Here is a 17879-nt window from a genome sequence, read left to right as displayed (position 1 = left end):
ACTATGCGAATTTATGCCGATAAATTAACGGATCATTTAACTAAACACGTTAAACAGGTTTACCTAATCTTTGGTAATGAGCCGTTACTGATTCAAGAGAGCCGCCAAGCAATCCAAAAGGCAGCGTTTCAACAAGGTTTTGAGGAAAAACACCGTTTTGCGGTAGACGCAAGCATCGACTGGAATCAAGTTTACGATTGCTTCCAAGCGATGAGCCTGTTCTCAAACCGTCAATTGATCGAGCTTGAAATTCCAGAGAGTGGCGTGACAACCGCCGTCAGCAAAGAGCTGCAAACACTGTGTGATATGCTGCATGATGACATCATGCTCGTCATTGTTGGTAGCAAACTGACCAAAGCCCAAGAAAATGCGAAATGGTTCAAAGCATTAAGCTCAAAAGGCGACTGGGTAAGCTGTTTGTCGCCAGATCTACAACGCTTACCTATGTTCATTCAGGCACGTTGCCGCACGTTGGGCCTAAAACCCGATCAACAATCACTGCAAATATTGGCTCAATGGCATGAAGGTAACCTATTTGCATTGACACAAAGCTTAGAGAAATTGGCCCTACTCTACCCGGATGGTGAGCTGACCATCATACGTTTAGAGGAAGCCCTAAGTCGCCATAACCACTTCACTACCTTTAACTGGATCGACGCCTTACTGGCAGGTAAAGCAAACCGTGCACAACGTATTCTTCGCCAACTTGAGGCGGAAGGGGTTGAGACCGTGATCTTGATTCGAAGTGTACAAAAAGAGTTGAGCCAACTTTTAAATATGCATCAAGACTTAACTCAAATGGGAATGAACCAGGTATTTGAGAAATATCGAGTTTGGCAAAACAAGCGTCCACTCTATAACGCAGCACTGGCCCGCTTATCAGCGAGTCGTATTTGTGCATTGCTCTCCTTGTTGGCTCAAGCCGAGATAAAAGCCAAAACTCAGTATGACGAGTCTGTATGGCCAACTATTCATCAGTTGAGCTTAGAAACCTGCTCTCCTGATATTAAGCTGGCAATTTAAAAATCAAAGCGTGATATAGTGCGCGACCTGTTTTGCAAGCAAGAATGTAAAACACTGTAGAGATAAGAGACAAACCGAGGAAAACCGAGTGCTTCGCGAAGAACTGAAAGACTTTTTAGCTGATAAAGCCGACGACATGAAAGCGGAAGACATTATCGTCCTAAATGTGGAAGATAAATCAAGCGTGACAGATTACATGATCATCTGTACTGGTACATCCAAACGCCACGTTTCATCCATCGCTGACCATGTTGCAACAGAGGTGAAAAAAGCCGGTCTTGAGCCACTAGGAATGGAAGGTGAAAACGAAGGTGAATGGGTAGTCCTTGATATGGGCGACGCCATGCTTCACGTGATGCAAGAAGAGCACCGCGAACTCTACCAGCTAGAAAAACTCTGGGGTTAATCTTTTGAAAATTCAACTAATTGCTGTTGGCACAAAAATGCCAAAATGGGTTGAGGAAGGCTTTCAAGAATATCGTCGCCGTTTCCCGCATGATATGCCGTTGGAGTTGATTGAAATCTCTGCTGGCAAGCGTGGTAAGAATGCCGATATCGCTCGCATCCTGCAAAAAGAAGGGGAAGCGATGCTCGCTGCGGTACCAAAAGGCAACCGTATCGTCACGTTAGATATCCCAGGTAAAAAATGGGACACTCCTCAACTCGCTGAGCAGTTAGAAGCTTGGAAATTAGATGGCCGTGATGTATCAATATTAATCGGCGGTCCTGAAGGACTCGCTCCTGCATGCAAAGCTGCAGCAGACCAAAGCTGGTCATTGTCTGCCTTAACGCTACCCCACCCTCTAGTGCGTATCGTAATGGCAGAAAGCTTGTACCGAGCGTGGAGCATCACCGCTAACCACCCTTATCATCGCGAATAATCGTTGTTTAACTTTAGAGCCAAGCGTTAATGATTCGTAAACGCCGCAGTCAAATCCGAGATTATCAAGCCGAAGCGCGTCTGTTTGCCAGCCGCGCTATTGTTGCTTTTATCGGCATTGTTGTCTTGATGGGAGCTCTGGTTGCCAACATGTACAACATTCAGGTGAACCAGTTTCAAGACTATCAAACCCGCTCGAACGATAACCGCATCAAAGTGGTGCCTATCGCGCCTAACCGAGGTCTAATTTATGACCGAAATGGCGTTTTACTGGCAGAGAACCGTCCCGTCTTTAACTTAGAACTGACCCCAGAAAAAATTAAAGACATTGATGCAACCATCCAAGAATTACAAACTATTCTGGAAATTACACCAGACCAGATTGAACGTTTCCACCACGAGCGTAAACGGACTCGTCGATTTAAATCGGTCCCACTGCTTACCCAACTGAACGAAAAACAAGTAGCGGTATTCTCCGTCAATCAGTACCGCTTTCCAGGTGTGGAAATAAGTGCGACCTTAAAGCGCTACTACCCTTTCAGCGAAGTCTTAACCCACGTGATTGGGTATGTTTCTCGAATTAATGATCGCGACATGCAACGCCTGATCCGAGAAGAAAAAGACGCAAACTATCAAGCCACTCGCGACATTGGTAAGCTGGGTATTGAAAAATACTACGAAGACCTCTTACACGGTACAGCCGGATATCAAGAAGTCGAGGTAAACAGCCGCGGCCGAGTAATTCGTACCTTAAAGTACGTTCCACCTGTACCCGGAAAAGACATCGTTTTAAACCTTGATATCAACTTGCAGTTGTACGTACACCAATTGTTGGACGGCCGCCGAGGCAGTGCTGTAGTAATCGATCCTAGAGACAACGGCGTACTGGCTATGGTTTCAAGCCCTAGCTACGATCCTAACTCGTTCGTGCACGGAATCTCAGGTAAAGATTATCGCGCCCTTTTGAACGATAAAAACCGTCCTTTGGTCAACCGCACTACACTTGGCATTTACCCTCCGGCCTCTACCATCAAACCATTTATGGCGGTAGCCGCGCTGCAAGAAGGTGTCGTCACACCTAACACCACACGAAATGATCCTGGTTATTGGCGCATACCAAACTCTAACACACGTCCGTTCCGGGACTGGTTGCGTTGGGGACACGGACGCGTCGATATCATTAAGTCGATCGAAGAGTCTGTTGATACCTTCTATTATCAAATCGCTTATGACATGGGCATTGACCGTATTTCGAATTGGATGATGATGTTCGGTTTTGGTGATTACACTGGCATTGATATCTACGAAGAAAGTAAGGCGAACATGCCGACTCGTGACTGGAAAATGTCTCGCCATAAAACCCCGTGGTATAAAGGTGATACGATCCCTGTAGGTATCGGCCAAGGATATTGGACAGCAACACCAATGCAAATCGCCAAAGCAACCTCCGTATTAGTAAACGAGGGAGAAGTGATCGCACCTCACTTGCTCAAAGCGACGATAGAAAATGGTAACGACTTCGAAGAGCAGCAAACGACAGAATACGTGACTTACCCACCAATCAAGAATGTGCCTAAAAAGTACTGGGATATGGCGAAAGAAGGCATGCGTCGGGTAAACCATGGCACGCGCGGAACAGCTCGTCGCTCATTCTACAAAATGAATTATGAAACAGCGGGTAAATCAGGTACTGCACAGGTCTTCGGTCTGGGTGAAAACGAAGAGTACAACGCCGATGAGATCGCCGAGCACTTACGTGACCATGCGTTATTTACTGGCTTTGCACCATTTGATGATCCTAAAGTGGTCGTCACTGTAGTACTAGAAAATGCCGGTGGTGGTTCTAGTAACGGTGCCCCAGTAGTAAGGAAAATTTTTGACCGAGTCGTTCTTGGTCCAGAAGAAATTGAGCCTGAAAACAATGCGAAGAAAGAGGTAAAACAGTAATGAAGATGGATCCCTCTACAGGTAAAAATCGCGCCCTGTTTGAACGCTTCCATATCGACTTACCACTCCTACTTGGCATACTGGCCCTGATGGGGTTTGGCCTGGTGATCATGTACAGCGCCAGTGGCCAAAGTTTACTGATGATGGATCGCCAAGCCATGCGAATGGTGCTTTCACTCGTTGTGATGCTCGTCCTTGCACAGCTTTCTCCACGAACTTACGAAAGCTTGGCACCTTTGATGTTCGTTGGTGGCGTTATACTGCTTTTCGGCGTGCTGTTTTTCGGTGAAGCATCGAAAGGCGCGCAGCGTTGGCTTAACCTCGGTTTTGTGCGCTTTCAACCGTCAGAGCTATTGAAGCTCGCGGTGCCATTAATGGTGGCTCGCTATGTTGGTAGACAGCCCCTCCCACCAACGCTAAGAACACTCATTGTTGCACTGATTATGGTCTGCTTACCAACCATTCTCATTGCAAAACAGCCTGACTTAGGTACCTCAATCCTGATCGCGGCTTCCGGTATTTTTGTTATCTTCCTCGCAGGCATTAGCTGGAAAATAATTGCTGGTGCTGCGATTGCATTAGGTGGTTTCATTCCAATTCTGTGGTTTTTCTTGATGCGAGAGTATCAAAAAGTGAGAGTTCGTACTCTATTTAACCCGGAGTCTGATCCGCTAGGAGCGGGCTACCACATTATTCAGAGTAAAATTGCGATTGGCTCCGGCGGTATTTCCGGCAAAGGTTGGTTGCAAGGTACGCAGTCACAACTAGAATTTCTTCCTGAACGACACACTGACTTTATCTTTGCAGTAATTGCTGAAGAATGGGGTATGATTGGCTTCCTTTGCCTTTTAGCCATCTATCTATTTATTATTGGACGAGGTTTATATCTCGCCAGCCAAGCGCAAACCGCATTTGGACGAATGATGGCAGGCAGTATTGTACTCAGCTTCTTCGTGTATATTTTTGTAAATATTGGCATGGTAAGTGGCATCCTACCTGTAGTAGGTGTACCGTTGCCACTCATCAGTTATGGCGGCACATCAATGGTAACCTTGATGGCTGGTTTTGGTATTCTAATGTCGATTCATACGCACCGAAAAGCATTCTCTAAGGCGACCTAGACATGCAAAAACGCGCTTTATATTCCTTGGTTTTCTCTGCTCTTATTTTGGCAGGCTGTTCATCAACTAGCCAAAAAGAACAAGAAGGCCGTTACGAACTCGAATCCGATGTTGCACCGGATACACCGCTTTCAGTCGAACACATCGAGGATGCGCATCCTAAATATGAACCGTACAGCCTAGGTGGGAACAAAGATTACCACTTGCGTGGCAAAGACTACAAAATAGTTCGCAATGCGAAAGGCTTTAAAGAAAAAGGCCGCGCATCTTGGTATGGGAAAAAATTCCAAGGTCATTTGACTTCTAATGGCGAAATCTATGACATGTACTCAATGACGGCAGCGCATAAAACGCTACCGTTACCAAGTTACGTAAAAGTTACCAATACTGACAACGGCAAAACCACCATAGTACGAGTTAATGACCGAGGTCCTTTTCACGATGGCCGTATCATTGATTTAAGCTATGCCGCCGCGCACAAGTTAGATGTCATAAAAACAGGCACCGCGAACGTGGAAATTGAAGTGATCAGTATCAATCAGCCCACGGACAAAAAGTCATTAGAAGCGCACCCTAGGTACGTTATTCAAGTGGCATCATCAAAAAATGAAGAGCGCGCGCGAACTTTAGGTACCGAGCTTGGTCAAAAATTGGATACAGAAACTTTCCTAGAGAGTGCGAAAGAGTCTTATCGCTTGTTGTTAGGGCCATTTACTGACTATTCCCTGACGCAAGCCACACTAGATAAAGTAAAGTTGCTCGGCTATTCGTCTGCATTTATTAAAAAACACAACACTGCCAAATGACCTCGTGTCATGAATTTCTCTTTGATCCCCCTCTTACATAACTAGGGATTCTGATAAGATGTCTGCAGTTAACCCAAAAATTTGAATTACCATGAATAAAAATAAGTTTGTGAAATCTATTCTCGTTTCTTCGGTTGCCCTTTCTGCAACTTTCGCTCAATCTGCTCTTGCATCACCTATCGTTGTTCCAGATGCCCCTCAAATCGCGGCGAAGGGCTACGTGCTGATGGATTACCATTCAGGTAAAGTACTGGCAGAGAAAGAGATGAACACAAAATTGTCTCCAGCTAGTCTGACTAAGATGATGACCAGCTATGTAATCGGCCAAGAGCTAGCGCGTGGTAATATCTCAGAAGATGATGATGTCACCATCAGTAAAAATGCGTGGGCGAAAAACTTCCCTGATTCATCAAAGATGTTCATTGAAGTAGGCACAACAGTTAAAGTACGTGACCTGAACCGAGGTATCATCGTCCAGTCAGGTAACGATGCCTGTGTTGCGATGGCAGAACATATTGCAGGTTCAGAAGATGCATTTGTTGACCTAATGAACGCTTGGGCCAACACATTGGGTATGACTAACTCGCACTTTGCCAACGTTCATGGCTTAGATAACGCAGAATTGTACTCAACACCATACGACATGGCACTGCTAGGTAAAGCACTTATCCGTGACGTACCAAATGAGTACCGAGTGTACTCAGAGAGGAAATTTACTTACAACGGCATCACCCAATACAACCGTAACGGTCTACTTTGGGATAAGAGCATGAACGTTGACGGCATCAAAACGGGTCACACAAGTAATGCGGGTTACAGCCTAGTAAGTTCAGCAACTGAAGGTCAAATGCGCTTGGTTGCGGTCGTTATGGGTACTAAAGATGCCAATGCTCGTAAGTCAGAAAGCAAAAAGCTGCTAAGCTACGGCTTCCGTTTCTTCGAAACAGTGGCACCGCACAAAGCAGGTGAAACGTTCGTAGAAGAAAAAGTGTGGATGGGTAACAAAGACACCGTAGCACTGGGTCTTGACCAAGATACTTACGTAACACTACCGCGTGGTGAAGCGAAAAACCTAAAAGCAAGCTTCGTCCTTGAAAAAGAGCTAGAAGCCCCAATTAATAAAGGTGATGTAGTTGGTAAGCTATACTATCAGATCGATGGTGAAGATATTGCCGAGTACCCACTAATGGCACTAGAAACCGTAGAGCAAGGTAGTCTATTTAGCCGCATGTGGGATTACATCGTATTGTTATTCAAGAGCTTCTTCTAAAAAGAACGTTAGAGTAGCAAACTTATTCGCAAAGCCGCCTGAATGGGCGGCTTTTTAAGTTTGAGCTCCTCGTCTTGAGTTCCCCCTAATTTGACTGTACTATTTCGCACCGCAACGAATATCTACTGGAGTTATCGATATGCTAACCATCAACTCTGATGCAAAATTAAAAGACCTGCTTGAGTTCCCTTGTTCATTTACTTACAAGGTAATGGGTCATGCAAAGCCTGAACTTCCAGAGCTTGTTCTTGAAGTTATTCAGCGCCATGCTCCAGGTGACTACAGCCCTACCGTTAAACCAAGTGCTAAGGGCAACTACCACTCTGTGTCAATCAACATTACTGCAACCTCTATCGAGCAGGTTGAGACACTGTACAAAGAGTTAGGTGAAATTGACATCGTACGCATGGTTCTATAATTTTTTGATATATTAAATTTTTTTTGAAAGCAGCCTTGGCTGCTTTCTTTTTATTTATCAAAGAGATAACGAGGCTTTACATCGCTTTCAGTTAAAAATCTGTTACGCAGCGGTAGAGCATCAGGGTTATCCGGTTTATAATCCAAAAACTTTATATATTAGCAACAGGAATTCCCATGCAACACCAACTTGTTGTAAAACGACTTGGCCGCCAAGACTATGAGCCTGTATGGAAGGCGATGCATGAGTTCACCGACCAACGCACAGAAGAAACCCGTGATGAAGTCTGGTTGGTAGAACATAACCCAGTATTTACGCAAGGACAGGCAGGTAAAGCTGAGCACTTGATTAACACTGGCGATATTCCTGTTGTACAAAGTGATCGCGGAGGCCAGGTTACGTATCATGGCCCTGGTCAGTTGGTCGCCTACTTCTTGATCAACCTACGCCGTAAAAAATTAGGTGTACGAGATCTCGTTACCACAATCGAGAACCTCGTGATCAATACGCTAAAAGCATACAATATTGACTCAGCCGCGCGACCTGACGCACCAGGTGTCTACGTTGCCGGTAAGAAAATATGCTCTCTCGGTTTACGCATTCGTAAAGGATGCTCGTTTCATGGCTTAGCCTTGAACGTAAATATGGATTTAACACCGTTTCTGCGTATTAACCCTTGTGGTTATGAAGGTATGGAAATGGTTCAGGTCAGCCAATTTGGCGGCCCAGACAATGTAGAAGCCGTAGAAAAACAATTAATAGAAGAACTCGTTACTTTGCTCAATTATGAGCAAGTAGAATTCAGCACAGAAGCACCTTCTCAAGGTAATAAAGCATGAGCAAACCAATCCAGATGGAAAAAGGCGTTAAATATCGTGACGCCGATAAAATGGCATTGATTCCCGTAAAGAACATGCCTACAGAGCAGAAAGAAGTGCTACGTAAGCCTGATTGGATGAAGATCAAGCTACCAGCCGACAGCCAACGAATTCAAGACATCAAAGCGGCGATGCGTAAGAATAAACTTCACTCCGTATGTGAAGAAGCATCTTGCCCGAACCTAGCGGAATGTTTTAACCACGGTACAGCAACCTTCATGATCTTAGGTGCTATTTGTACTCGTCGTTGTCCTTTCTGTGACGTTGCTCATGGCCGCCCATTACCACCGGAAGCAGAAGAACCTCAAAAACTGGCGAAAACCATTGCCGATATGAAGCTGAAATACGTAGTAATCACTTCTGTCGACCGTGACGATCTGCGTGACGGCGGTGCACAACACTTTGCCGATTGTAACCGCGAGATCCGTGCGTTAAACCCGCATATTAAGATTGAAACACTGGTTCCTGACTTCCGTGGTCGCATGGATGTAGCGCTTGATCTAATGAAAGACAATCCGCCAGATGTCTTCAACCACAACTTAGAAACCGCGCCACGTCTTTACCGTAAAGCTCGCCCAGGTGCGAACTACAAATGGTCACTTGAGCTCCTTAAGAAGTTCAAAGAGCAGCATCCCGATGTACCGACCAAGTCTGGTTTGATGATGGGCCTTGGTGAAACCAAAGAAGAAATCATCGAAGTACTGAAAGATCTACGCGCACACGGCGTAACGATGCTGACTCTAGGCCAGTACCTAGCGCCAAGCCGTCACCACTTGCCAGTAGAACGTTACGTTCCACCATCAGAGTTTGACGAGCTAAAAGAAGTTGCACTAGAACTTGGCTTCACGCATGCAGCGTGTGGTCCATTTGTTCGCTCTTCTTACCATGCCGATATGCAGGCTCAAGGTATCGAGATTAAATAAGCTCTCGCTTGTTTTGAAAAGCTTGTTTTGAAAAGAAAGGTTGGCTCAGTGCCAACCTTTTTTGCATCTGGCAAATGATGATAAAAAGCCATTCTACCACCGTCATTCTGAACAGCGAGGAACGAGCGTGATTCAGAATCTGTTTTCAGAATACTGATGATTTTTAGGGAAACTCTGAGTAAAAGAGTGTGCCTCAACAAGATTCCTGATCTCGCCTAGGCTCGTCGGAATGACGTGGTTTGGATATATTGAAAAGGGACAGTGTTGGTAGCCACCCCCTTATCACACACTCTCGCTATATCTCATTCCAAACGCCAGACAAACAAAAAAGGCCCTCAATTGAGGACCTTTAGTATATCAATGTTCAAAATAGACGAGTCGAGTTCTAGGAGAACACACGGAGTTTACGCGAGCAAATGAGTATGTTCGACACCGAAATCGACTCATTCTATGAAGAACAGTTAGGCGTAAACCGGTAGACGCTTACAAATTTCTAGCACTTTCTGTTTAGTCGCTTCGATAACTTCTTCGTTGCCGATGTTATCTAGAACGTCACACATCCAGTTTGCTAGCTCTTTTGCATCTTCTTCAGTGAAGCCACGGCGAGTGATCGCTGGCGTACCTACACGGATACCAGACGTTACGAATGGGCTGCGTGGGTCATTTGGTACTGAGTTCTTGTTTACAGTGATGTTTGCAGCACCTAGTGCCGCGTCTGCGTCTTTACCAGTGATATCTTTGTCGATTAGGTCAACAAGGAACAAGTGGTTTTCTGTACCGTTAGATACGATTTTGTAGCCACGCTCTTGGAACTGACCAACCATTGCTTTTGCGTTTTTCACTACGCGAGCTTGATAAGCTTTGAACTCTGGCTCCATCGCTTCTTTGAACGCTACTGCTTTACCAGCGATAACGTGCATTAGAGGGCCACCTTGACCACCAGGGAACACTGCTGAGTTCAATTTCTTGTACATATCTTCGCCAGCATTTGACAAGATAAGACCACCGCGAGGACCTGCTAGTGTTTTGTGCGTCGTTGTTGTTACCACGTGAGCATGCGGTACTGGTGTTGGGTATTCACCGGCAGCGATAAGACCAGCTACGTGCGCCATATCAACAAATAAGTAAGCACCTGCTTTGTCAGCAATTTCACGCATGCGTTTCCAATCAACGATTTGCGAGTAAGCAGAGAAACCACCGATGATCATCTTAGGTTTGTGTTCAAGTGCTAGCTGTTCCATCTCGTCGTAGTTGATTTGACCAGCTTCATCGATACCGTAAGGGATAACGTTGTAGTGCTTACCCGAGAAGTTTACTGGTGAACCGTGAGTTAGGTGACCACCGTGCGCTAGGCTCATGCCTAAAACTGTATCGCCAGGGTTAAGAAGCGCCATGTAAACTGCGCTGTTTGCTTGAGAACCTGAGTGAGGCTGTACGTTAGCGTACTCACAACCAAATAGTTGGCATGCACGCTCAATTGCTAGTGCTTCAGCTTTATCTACGTACTCACAACCGCCGTAGTAACGCTTACCTGGGTAGCCTTCAGCGTATTTGTTCGTTAGCTGAGAACCTTGCGCTTCCATTACACGTGGGCTTGTGTAGTTTTCAGAAGCGATAAGTTCAATGTGTTCTTCCTGGCGAAGAGTTTCTTCCTGGATAGCTGCGAACAGTTCCGCATCGTAATCTGCGATGTTCATATCACGCTTAAGCATCTGTATCTCCTGACTCAGATTAGTACTGAAAGTTGCAAAAAAACTGTTGAATGACCCGACGCAAACGTTTTCGTCACCCTAATGGCGCGCATTCTACATAATTTGATTTAGGTCATAAAGAGAAATTTACAATTTTTCTCATGCAGTTTTTTCATGATGACAAGCAATGTTTATCATGCCAGCATTGCAATCGCATAACGACAATCTATTGCCTGTCAAATTTGTGCTTTACACCCTGTAAAACAGCAATTACATAGGTTTACCGTAAATTTTACCCTCTAGCTACCGAAAAGATCATCTTTTTACTACTATGCACGCCTTATTTATCACTAATGACTGCAATATTGATGGAAAAACACTCATTAAAAGAAGACTGGATAGCGATTCTCACGGGTACCTTTTTAGTAGCTCAAGGCGTTTTCTTTCTCCAATCCGCGAACCTTCTAACGGGAGGCACGACTGGATTGGCTCTGCTTATTAGCCAATTTACACCTTTTACCTTTGGTGTGCTGTACTTTTTAGCAAACAGTCCTTTTTACTTACTAGCATGGAAACGCTTCGGCCGTCATTTCGCCATTAATAGTGCCATTTCTGGCGCGTTGGTTTCTATCTTTGCCGATCATCTTTATTTGCTAATCTCGCTCGAATCGGTAAATGAAGTTTATTGCGCCGTCGCAGGCGGGCTTTTAATGGGGCTCGGTATGCTGATCCTATTCCGACATCGCTCCAGCTTGGGTGGCTTTAACGTGCTGTGTTTGTTTATCCAAGACAAATTTGGCATTTCAGTTGGCAAAAGCCAAATGGCAATCGATGCATGTATCCTGTTTGCTTCATTCTTCTTTGTCACACCAGAAGTGATTGGCCTTTCAATTTTGGGGGCGTTTGCACTCAATCTCGTGTTAGCGATGAACCACAAACCGCACCGCTATTCCGTGACCTACGGTTCATAAATTTTTGATAATGATTGAAGCGCGATTTATAAGATTTCGCGCTCCAATCGCTATATAATACTTCGCGATTTCCAAATAGATCGGTACGGTATGCGCGACTTTCTGCAACAAGCTAAACAGACTCACAGTTGTATTGCGATTGGAGAGCTGATCTATAACCCGAAGACACAGACCCTTCATCAAGATGTTATCGCGATTGATCTTGAACCTCGCACCATTGAATTATTAGAACTGCTGTTAACAAGCGTTGGCCACCCACTCTCTGCTGACACCATTATTGAAACCATTTGGCAGAGCAAGTTCATCTCTAAGAATGTGCTCACGAACCGCATTAGCACCTTACGTGCCCTGCTACAGCAGTACTTACCCGAATACGATGCCGCTAAGCTTTTAGTCACTTACCCCCGCAAAGGCTACTTTCTTAACCCTGCCAATATTCGTTTGGTGCCACCAGCGAAAAGCCATCGACGCGTTATCCCAACTCAGGTTGCGAGGAATAAGAACTTCAAGCTGATTTTTGCTTATAGCTTGTGTGCCATACTTGCAGTTTGTAGCGTGACGCTCGCAAGCTTGTTATGGCAACGCCAAGAAATCTCAACACAACAAACACGTCATCAACTACTGATTCCCAAAGTCGAGCTACTACTCAACCGTGTCGATTCAATCGGCTCTCAGGCGCGAAAATACCGCATACTGGTCAAAGCCATCTTGCTGCAACAACAGGTCGAATATCCATACACCGACATCGCCAACCAAGATGCTCCCAGTTACTTTCTTGATCCTATCGGTCATGCGCCATATTTCCCTGGCGCACGAAACATGCAGACCAGCGACTACGAGCTCAATATCGAGTTAAAAGACGGCACAAAACAGGGCATCTTGAAAGCGCAGATGAACCTTATTTATCCTGCGACGGGCAAGCTAGCGTTTCGCAATGAGTACACACTGCGTTTATCTGACTTACAATCGGATATTTTCCAAATGCACTCGGATGTCGCGCAATACTTCAATCTGCCTGCACCTTCGGCAAGTACGTGGCAGCTTTCGGATATTCACAAAAAAATGTTATTCGAGAATGCCTTTTCTAGCCAACCTCTCCGACAATCTGATGAGTTTGCGGCTATAACAACGGCAAGACATCTCGCCTTATACGAGCACGAACATCAAAAGCTGGAAGCGTATTTAACTCAAGTACAATCGTCGTTTGATGTTTTGCCAGATGAGCTGAGCCTCTGGTTAGGTCTATTGCATTTCAAATTAGGTAACTTAGACAGGGCAAAAGCTCTGTTAACGACACCAGATGGCGACTCACGCATCCAAAACGCACTTATTTATACCTTTGTGTCTCACATTGCTTACAAGCAGAACAAACTTGAACAGTTCCGTCTCAACTACATGGAATCACTGGTGGCGCTGCTGCGCGTTTTACCTTCCGAAACCTTGTTTGAGCGTCTTTCTCAATCTGAATCCAAAGAGACTTGCCTCCAACCGTGGAAAACGTTGCATGTTAGTGTGACCGATCAAGAAATCATAAGCCGATGGAAAGCGCTCATTAACGAGTATTGCACTAATGTAGCCAACGAAATAAATCCAAATAAAACAAAGACCTAAATATAAAATTAAGCTTTCATTAACCCCTGTTATCTTTTGTTTTTTGCCCTTTTTCTCTCGCTGAACTTAGCATGCTCGCATTCAAGCAACGGCCCAACATGAAGCGGCCTTATCAATCAGGAATGTAAACCATGCTAAACAAAATGACGCTTATCGCAGCAGCAACTCTGGCTCTTTACGGCTGTGGCGGAGGTTCGTCTTCTGGCAGTGCGAATCCAAACAAAGTGCCTCAAGAAAGTTTCGACGTCTCGATTCACAACTCCATTTTCGCTCCTGTACCAAACACACAATTGAGCTATTCGTTTAGCTTGGATGGCCAACCAGAGGGCGACATGAAACTGAGCCTCCAAGCGATGGATAGCGAGCAAATATTGGCAGCATTGGCACAAATCCCAAACAGCGAGGCAATGGTCCAGTTGGTTAATGACTTGATGAACTACGGCGCCGAACAGTTCTACTATTCAGACGAGCAGTACAACGACGACGAAGAGAGCAATACGCTTTACTTTGCAGGATCAGATGGTGCACTCCATGAAATCACTGACGCTTATTTCATTGGTCATCAGTTTATTGCCATGCTTATGCACAGCGGTCCGATTTTCCGCCTAAACGGTGACGACGTAAAAGAGAAAAGCCCGAATATTGACATCGGTGAAGAAACTATGTCTCTGCAAACCACTCTTACAGGCTACTCAGTTCACAACCTACTAGACCGTTTTGAAGGGCATGAGTGGGTACAAAACCTTCCTATGACAGCATCTTGCCAAGTGGTTTGGCAACAGCAAATCCGAGAAACTGGCGTGCGTAAAGCGTTCTCGATCTCAGGCAAGAAAATTGAAGCGGCATACCTGATGGAAGAGAACATCTACAACCTAAACTGTGATGATATGGACTCAATGGAGTTCGCCACTTCGGCAGAACGTTGGTTTAATCCGAGCTTAGGTCTGATAGAACAAATTGAACTGCTGAAAGTACAACAAGTACAAATCAACGAAGAGAAAGTGCAGCTAACAGCGATTGAAACAAAATAAGCTTGCATTTTTTATAGATACCTCAATAAAAGAAGGCTTTGGGGAGCACACCAAAGCCTTCATCTCGAACATCAATCTTAGGGGTGATGACACCCGAGTTTATTCTTCTATCAATAAAATACGAGTTTCGTAAGGTCGTAACACTTGATGGTTTGACGCGACTGCGCTCGCTGAGTTTTGATAGTTAGATAGCAAGTTTTTCGCTTTACTCATATCAAAACGTTCTGGCAGAACGCATTCCACCTCTTCAGCATAGTAGTTATTGATACACAGCAGCGTTTGCTTATCGTTCTGACGAACGTAAGCGAAAATACGTTTGTGCTCTGGCAGTAAATCTTCATAACGGCCATCGGTGATGACTGGAACCTGTTTACGCAGTTCAATCAGACGCTTGTAAAAGTAGAACACCGAGTTCAAATCGGCAACCGCAGCTTCAGCATTGATTTCAGAGTAATTCTGCGCCACTTCAAGCCACGGCGTTCCCTCAGTAAAGCCCGCGTGTTTTGCACTGTTCCATTGCATTGGTGTACGTGAATTATCACGCGACTTCTGTGCCAAGATCGCCATCATATCGTCATGAGATACACCATCACGGTTGACCATGATGTCGTACATGTTAGTACTTTCAACATCACGATATTGGCTGATTTCGGTATAACCCGGGTTGGTCATGCCGATCTCTTCCCCCTGGTAAACATAAGGTGTGCCTTGCATCATGTGCACTGATGCCGCAAGCATCTTGGCAGATTCAACACGGTATTGCTCGTCGTTACCTAATCGGCTCACAACGCGTGGCTGGTCGTGGTTACACCAGAACAGCGCCCCCCACCCTTTGCCATTTAAGCCCGTTTGCCAATGATTGAAGATCTGTTTTAACTGAATGAAATCAAACGGCGCTTTGGTCCATTTTTCACCATTTGGATAATCGACTTTCAGATGATGGAAGTTGAACACCATGGATAGCTCTTTGCCGTCTAGCGAAGAATATTGCTGGCAGTGATCTAGTGTGGTGGAAGACATTTCACCCACTGTTACGCTGCCGTATTTTTGAAACACAGATTCGCTAATCTCTTGAAGGTATTCGTGCACACGTGGACCATCCGTGTAGAAACGACGACCATCACCAATATCGTCACTTGGAAAATCTTGCTGCTTGGAAATCAGGTTGATAACGTCGAGACGGAAACCATCGACACCTTTGTCTGCCCAGAAGCTGATGACTTCTTTCACTTCTTCACGCACTACTGGGTTTTCCCAGTTTAAGTCCGCTTGCTCTTTAGCAAAAAGGTGCAAATAGTACTGGCCTGTTTTTTCATCCAGCGCCCAAGCGTTACCACCAAACTTAGATTGCCAGTTGTTTGGTTCTACACCATCTACCGGATCTTTCCAAATGTAGTAATCACGGTATGGGCTGTTTTTATCACCCAGTGCGGATTGGAACCACTTGTGTTCTGTCGACGTGTGGTTCACTACAATGTCCATGATAATACGAATGCCCAACTGATGCGCTTCTGCTAGCAAAGTATCGAAATCTTCCATAGTGCCGAACTCAGGGTTGATCGAGTAGTAATCGGATATGTCATAACCGTTGTCGATCATTGGTGATTGGTAAACCGGCGTCAGCCAAATCGCATCCACACCAAGATGCTTAAGATAATCCAGCTTAGAAATGATCCCTTTGATGTCGCCCGTGCCTTTACTGCCACTGTCACAAAAGCTTTTTGGGTAAATTTGATAGATGGTTGCGGTTTTCCACCAGCTCTCATCATGCTTGGTCATAGCCATTTCTAACACTCACTTACCAGTTATCGGAAACTTAAAATTTGAAAAGAAAAATAGGAGGAGGCAGCCAAGTCACTGCCTCAAATAGAATTACGCGTTTGCAGGCTCAAGCTCACCTTTGGCTTGTGCACGCTTATAAAGAATTAACGTTAATGCAGCAGGTACCAGCATTGCGACTAACATAGCCAAAGCAAAAATGCCCCAGAACTGCGGTTGGATAGATAAGATGCCCGGCAAACCGCCCACACCGATACCGTTCGCCATTACGCCCGCACTACCACAAATAGCAGCAGCACACGCACTACCGATCATCGCGCTCAGCATTGGGAACTTGTATTTCAAGTTGATGCCGTACATCGCCGGCTCGGTCACACCAAGGTAAGCAGAGATAGCCGCAGGTACTGAGATATCACGCTCGCCATGTTTTTTACTGATGATAATGATGCCGACGACCGCAGACGCTTGAGCAATATTTGAAAGCGCAATCAGAGGCCAAATTGGCGTGCCGCCTAGCTCTTGCATTAATTGAAGGTCAACCGCGTTGGTGGTGTGGTGAATACCAGTAATGACCAATGGCGCGTATAGGAAGCCGAAGATGGTTGAGCCAATCATTGCGAAGTCACCCGTCATGGCTGCTTTTGCTGCGAAAGCAACGCCGTCACCCAACATACGACCGAATGGACCAATGATAGAGTGCGCAAGAATCACAGACACAATGATTGAGACAAACGGCACGACCACTAGGTAAAGGTAAGACGGAATGATGCGTTTTAAGTTGGTTTCAATAAACGCCAGAGCCATACCAGCAAGCATTGCTGGAATCACTTGCGCCTGATAGCCCACTTTTTCGATGGCGAATAAGCCAAAATCCCACACTTCGGGTACTTGCTTACCAATCAGGTAGGCGTTCATCAACTGCGGCGAAACCAATGTTACACCAAGCGTGATACCCAGAATCGGAGTACCGCCGAGCTTTTTCACTGTCGACCAACACACGCCAACTGGTAGGAAGAAGAAGATCGCCTCACCAATCAGCCATAAGAAAGAGTGTACCGTTGCCCAAAACTGGCTGATTTCCGTTAGCGTTTGACCATCAAACATCTTGATGTCGCCAATCACGTTACGGAAACCAAGGATCAGACCACCGGTGATGATCGCTGGTAGCAGTGGTACAAAGATTTCTGCAAGGTGGGAAATACCACGCTCAACGATATTCATGTTTTGACGAGCAGCGTTCTTCGCTTCGTCTTTGCTGGCTTCACTTTTACCCGTCAGTCCGATCAGTACCTTGTAAACTTCATCCACTTCAGTACCGATAACCACTTGGAACTGGCCTGCGTTGGTAAAACAGCCCTTCACCATCGGTAATGTTTCTAACTGTTTCGTATCTGCTTTGTCCGTATCATTTAGAACAAAACGCAAGCGAGTTAAACAGTGACTTACACTGGCAATATTGTCCGGCCCCCCGACCAGCTCAATAAGACGCTCCACGTCTTTACGCGCAATCTTACTCATAACTTTGTCCAC

16 protein-coding genes are annotated in these 17879 nt (G+C 45.4%); 13 read left to right on the top strand and 3 right to left on the bottom strand.

The features are described from left to right. Positions 1 to 3: 3 nt before the first annotated feature. The 10 genes from holA to lipA all read left to right on the top strand — a co-directional run bounded on the left by holA (position 4) and on the right by lipA (position 9266). Positions 4 to 1023, top strand: a complete 1020-nt coding sequence (gene holA, locus R7F67_RS16720; RefSeq protein WP_258475886.1) for a DNA polymerase III subunit delta — start codon at positions 4 to 6, stop codon at positions 1021 to 1023. A gap of 88 nt (positions 1024 to 1111) precedes the next feature. Next, on the top strand, positions 1112 to 1429 hold the full coding sequence (rsfS, locus tag R7F67_RS16715; RefSeq protein WP_005373015.1) for a ribosome silencing factor: 318 nt from the start codon (positions 1112 to 1114) through the stop codon (positions 1427 to 1429). 4 nt (positions 1430 to 1433) lie between these two features. After that, the gene (rlmH, locus tag R7F67_RS16710; protein ID WP_017821762.1) at positions 1434 to 1904 is read left to right on the top strand and encodes a 23S rRNA (pseudouridine(1915)-N(3))-methyltransferase RlmH; all 471 of its coding nucleotides are present in this window, start codon (positions 1434 to 1436) and stop codon (positions 1902 to 1904) included. Between the two features lie 29 nt (positions 1905 to 1933). Continuing rightward, positions 1934 to 3850 carry a penicillin-binding protein 2 gene (gene mrdA, locus R7F67_RS16705; protein WP_005384126.1) on the top strand — a complete coding sequence of 639 codons (1917 nt, stop codon included), beginning with the start codon at positions 1934 to 1936 and terminating at the stop codon, positions 3848 to 3850. Next, positions 3850 to 4971, top strand: coding sequence for a rod shape-determining protein RodA (gene rodA, locus R7F67_RS16700; protein ID WP_005384128.1), 1122 nt, complete (start codon positions 3850 to 3852; stop codon positions 4969 to 4971). Before mrdA ends, rodA begins: the two co-directional genes overlap by 1 nt. 2 nt (positions 4972 to 4973) lie before the next feature. Next, positions 4974 to 5777, top strand: coding sequence for a septal ring lytic transglycosylase RlpA family protein (locus R7F67_RS16695; RefSeq protein WP_017635670.1), 804 nt, complete (start codon positions 4974 to 4976; stop codon positions 5775 to 5777). Between the two features lie 91 nt (positions 5778 to 5868). Then, positions 5869 to 7047, top strand: coding sequence for a serine hydrolase (locus R7F67_RS16690; RefSeq protein ID WP_318057276.1), 1179 nt, complete (start codon positions 5869 to 5871; stop codon positions 7045 to 7047). A 139-nt stretch (positions 7048 to 7186) separates the two neighbouring features. Then, positions 7187 to 7465: a DUF493 family protein YbeD gene (gene ybeD / locus R7F67_RS16685; protein WP_005384135.1), complete on the top strand. Its 279-nt coding sequence runs from the start codon at positions 7187 to 7189 to the stop codon at positions 7463 to 7465. Positions 7466 to 7641: 176 nt separating this feature from the next. Then, positions 7642 to 8304, top strand: a complete 663-nt coding sequence (gene lipB / locus R7F67_RS16680) for a lipoyl(octanoyl) transferase LipB (protein WP_170897217.1) — start codon at positions 7642 to 7644, stop codon at positions 8302 to 8304. Then, positions 8301 to 9266, top strand: a complete 966-nt coding sequence (gene lipA / locus R7F67_RS16675; RefSeq protein ID WP_005391329.1) for a lipoyl synthase — start codon at positions 8301 to 8303, stop codon at positions 9264 to 9266. The genes lipB and lipA overlap by 4 nt, the downstream gene beginning before the upstream one ends. A 461-nt stretch (positions 9267 to 9727) precedes the next feature. On the opposite strand, the gene glyA is transcribed toward lipA, so the two are convergent. Next, positions 9728 to 10978, bottom strand: a complete 1251-nt coding sequence (gene glyA / locus R7F67_RS16670) for a serine hydroxymethyltransferase (RefSeq protein WP_005381985.1) — start codon at positions 10976 to 10978, stop codon at positions 9728 to 9730. A 347-nt stretch (positions 10979 to 11325) separates the two neighbouring features. Between glyA and R7F67_RS16665 the strand changes: the two genes are divergently transcribed. From R7F67_RS16665 to R7F67_RS16655, 3 genes are all read left to right on the top strand, one after another. Continuing rightward, complete coding sequence (locus tag R7F67_RS16665; protein ID WP_017635671.1) at positions 11326 to 11928, top strand: YitT family protein; 603 nt, start codon at positions 11326 to 11328, stop codon at positions 11926 to 11928. Positions 11929 to 12018: 90 nt separating this feature from the next. Beyond that, entirely contained in the window at positions 12019 to 13539 is a 1521-nt protein-coding gene (locus R7F67_RS16660) for a transcriptional regulator (protein ID WP_054700862.1), read from the top strand. Positions 13540 to 13670: 131 nt separating this feature from the next. Beyond that, a complete protein-coding gene (locus tag R7F67_RS16655) occupies positions 13671 to 14570 on the top strand; it encodes a hypothetical protein (RefSeq protein WP_318057275.1) in 900 nt (299 codons plus the stop codon). A 99-nt stretch (positions 14571 to 14669) separates the two neighbouring features. On the opposite strand, the gene treC is transcribed toward R7F67_RS16655, so the two are convergent. Both treC and treB read right to left on the bottom strand, forming a co-directional pair. Beyond that, complete coding sequence (gene treC, locus R7F67_RS16650) at positions 14670 to 16355, bottom strand: alpha,alpha-phosphotrehalase (RefSeq protein ID WP_258475884.1); 1686 nt, start codon at positions 16353 to 16355, stop codon at positions 14670 to 14672. Between the two features lie 87 nt (positions 16356 to 16442). Next, positions 16443 to 17867, bottom strand: a complete 1425-nt coding sequence (treB, locus tag R7F67_RS16645) for a PTS trehalose transporter subunit IIBC (protein ID WP_005383602.1) — start codon at positions 17865 to 17867, stop codon at positions 16443 to 16445. Positions 17868 to 17879 lie beyond the last annotated feature (12 nt).

Origin of the sequence: Vibrio sp. YT-17, from assembly GCF_033337375.1 — a bacterium.
Classification (GTDB): domain Bacteria; phylum Pseudomonadota; class Gammaproteobacteria; order Enterobacterales; family Vibrionaceae; genus Vibrio; species Vibrio alginolyticus.
This window is presented reverse-complemented; position numbering and strand designations above follow the sequence as displayed.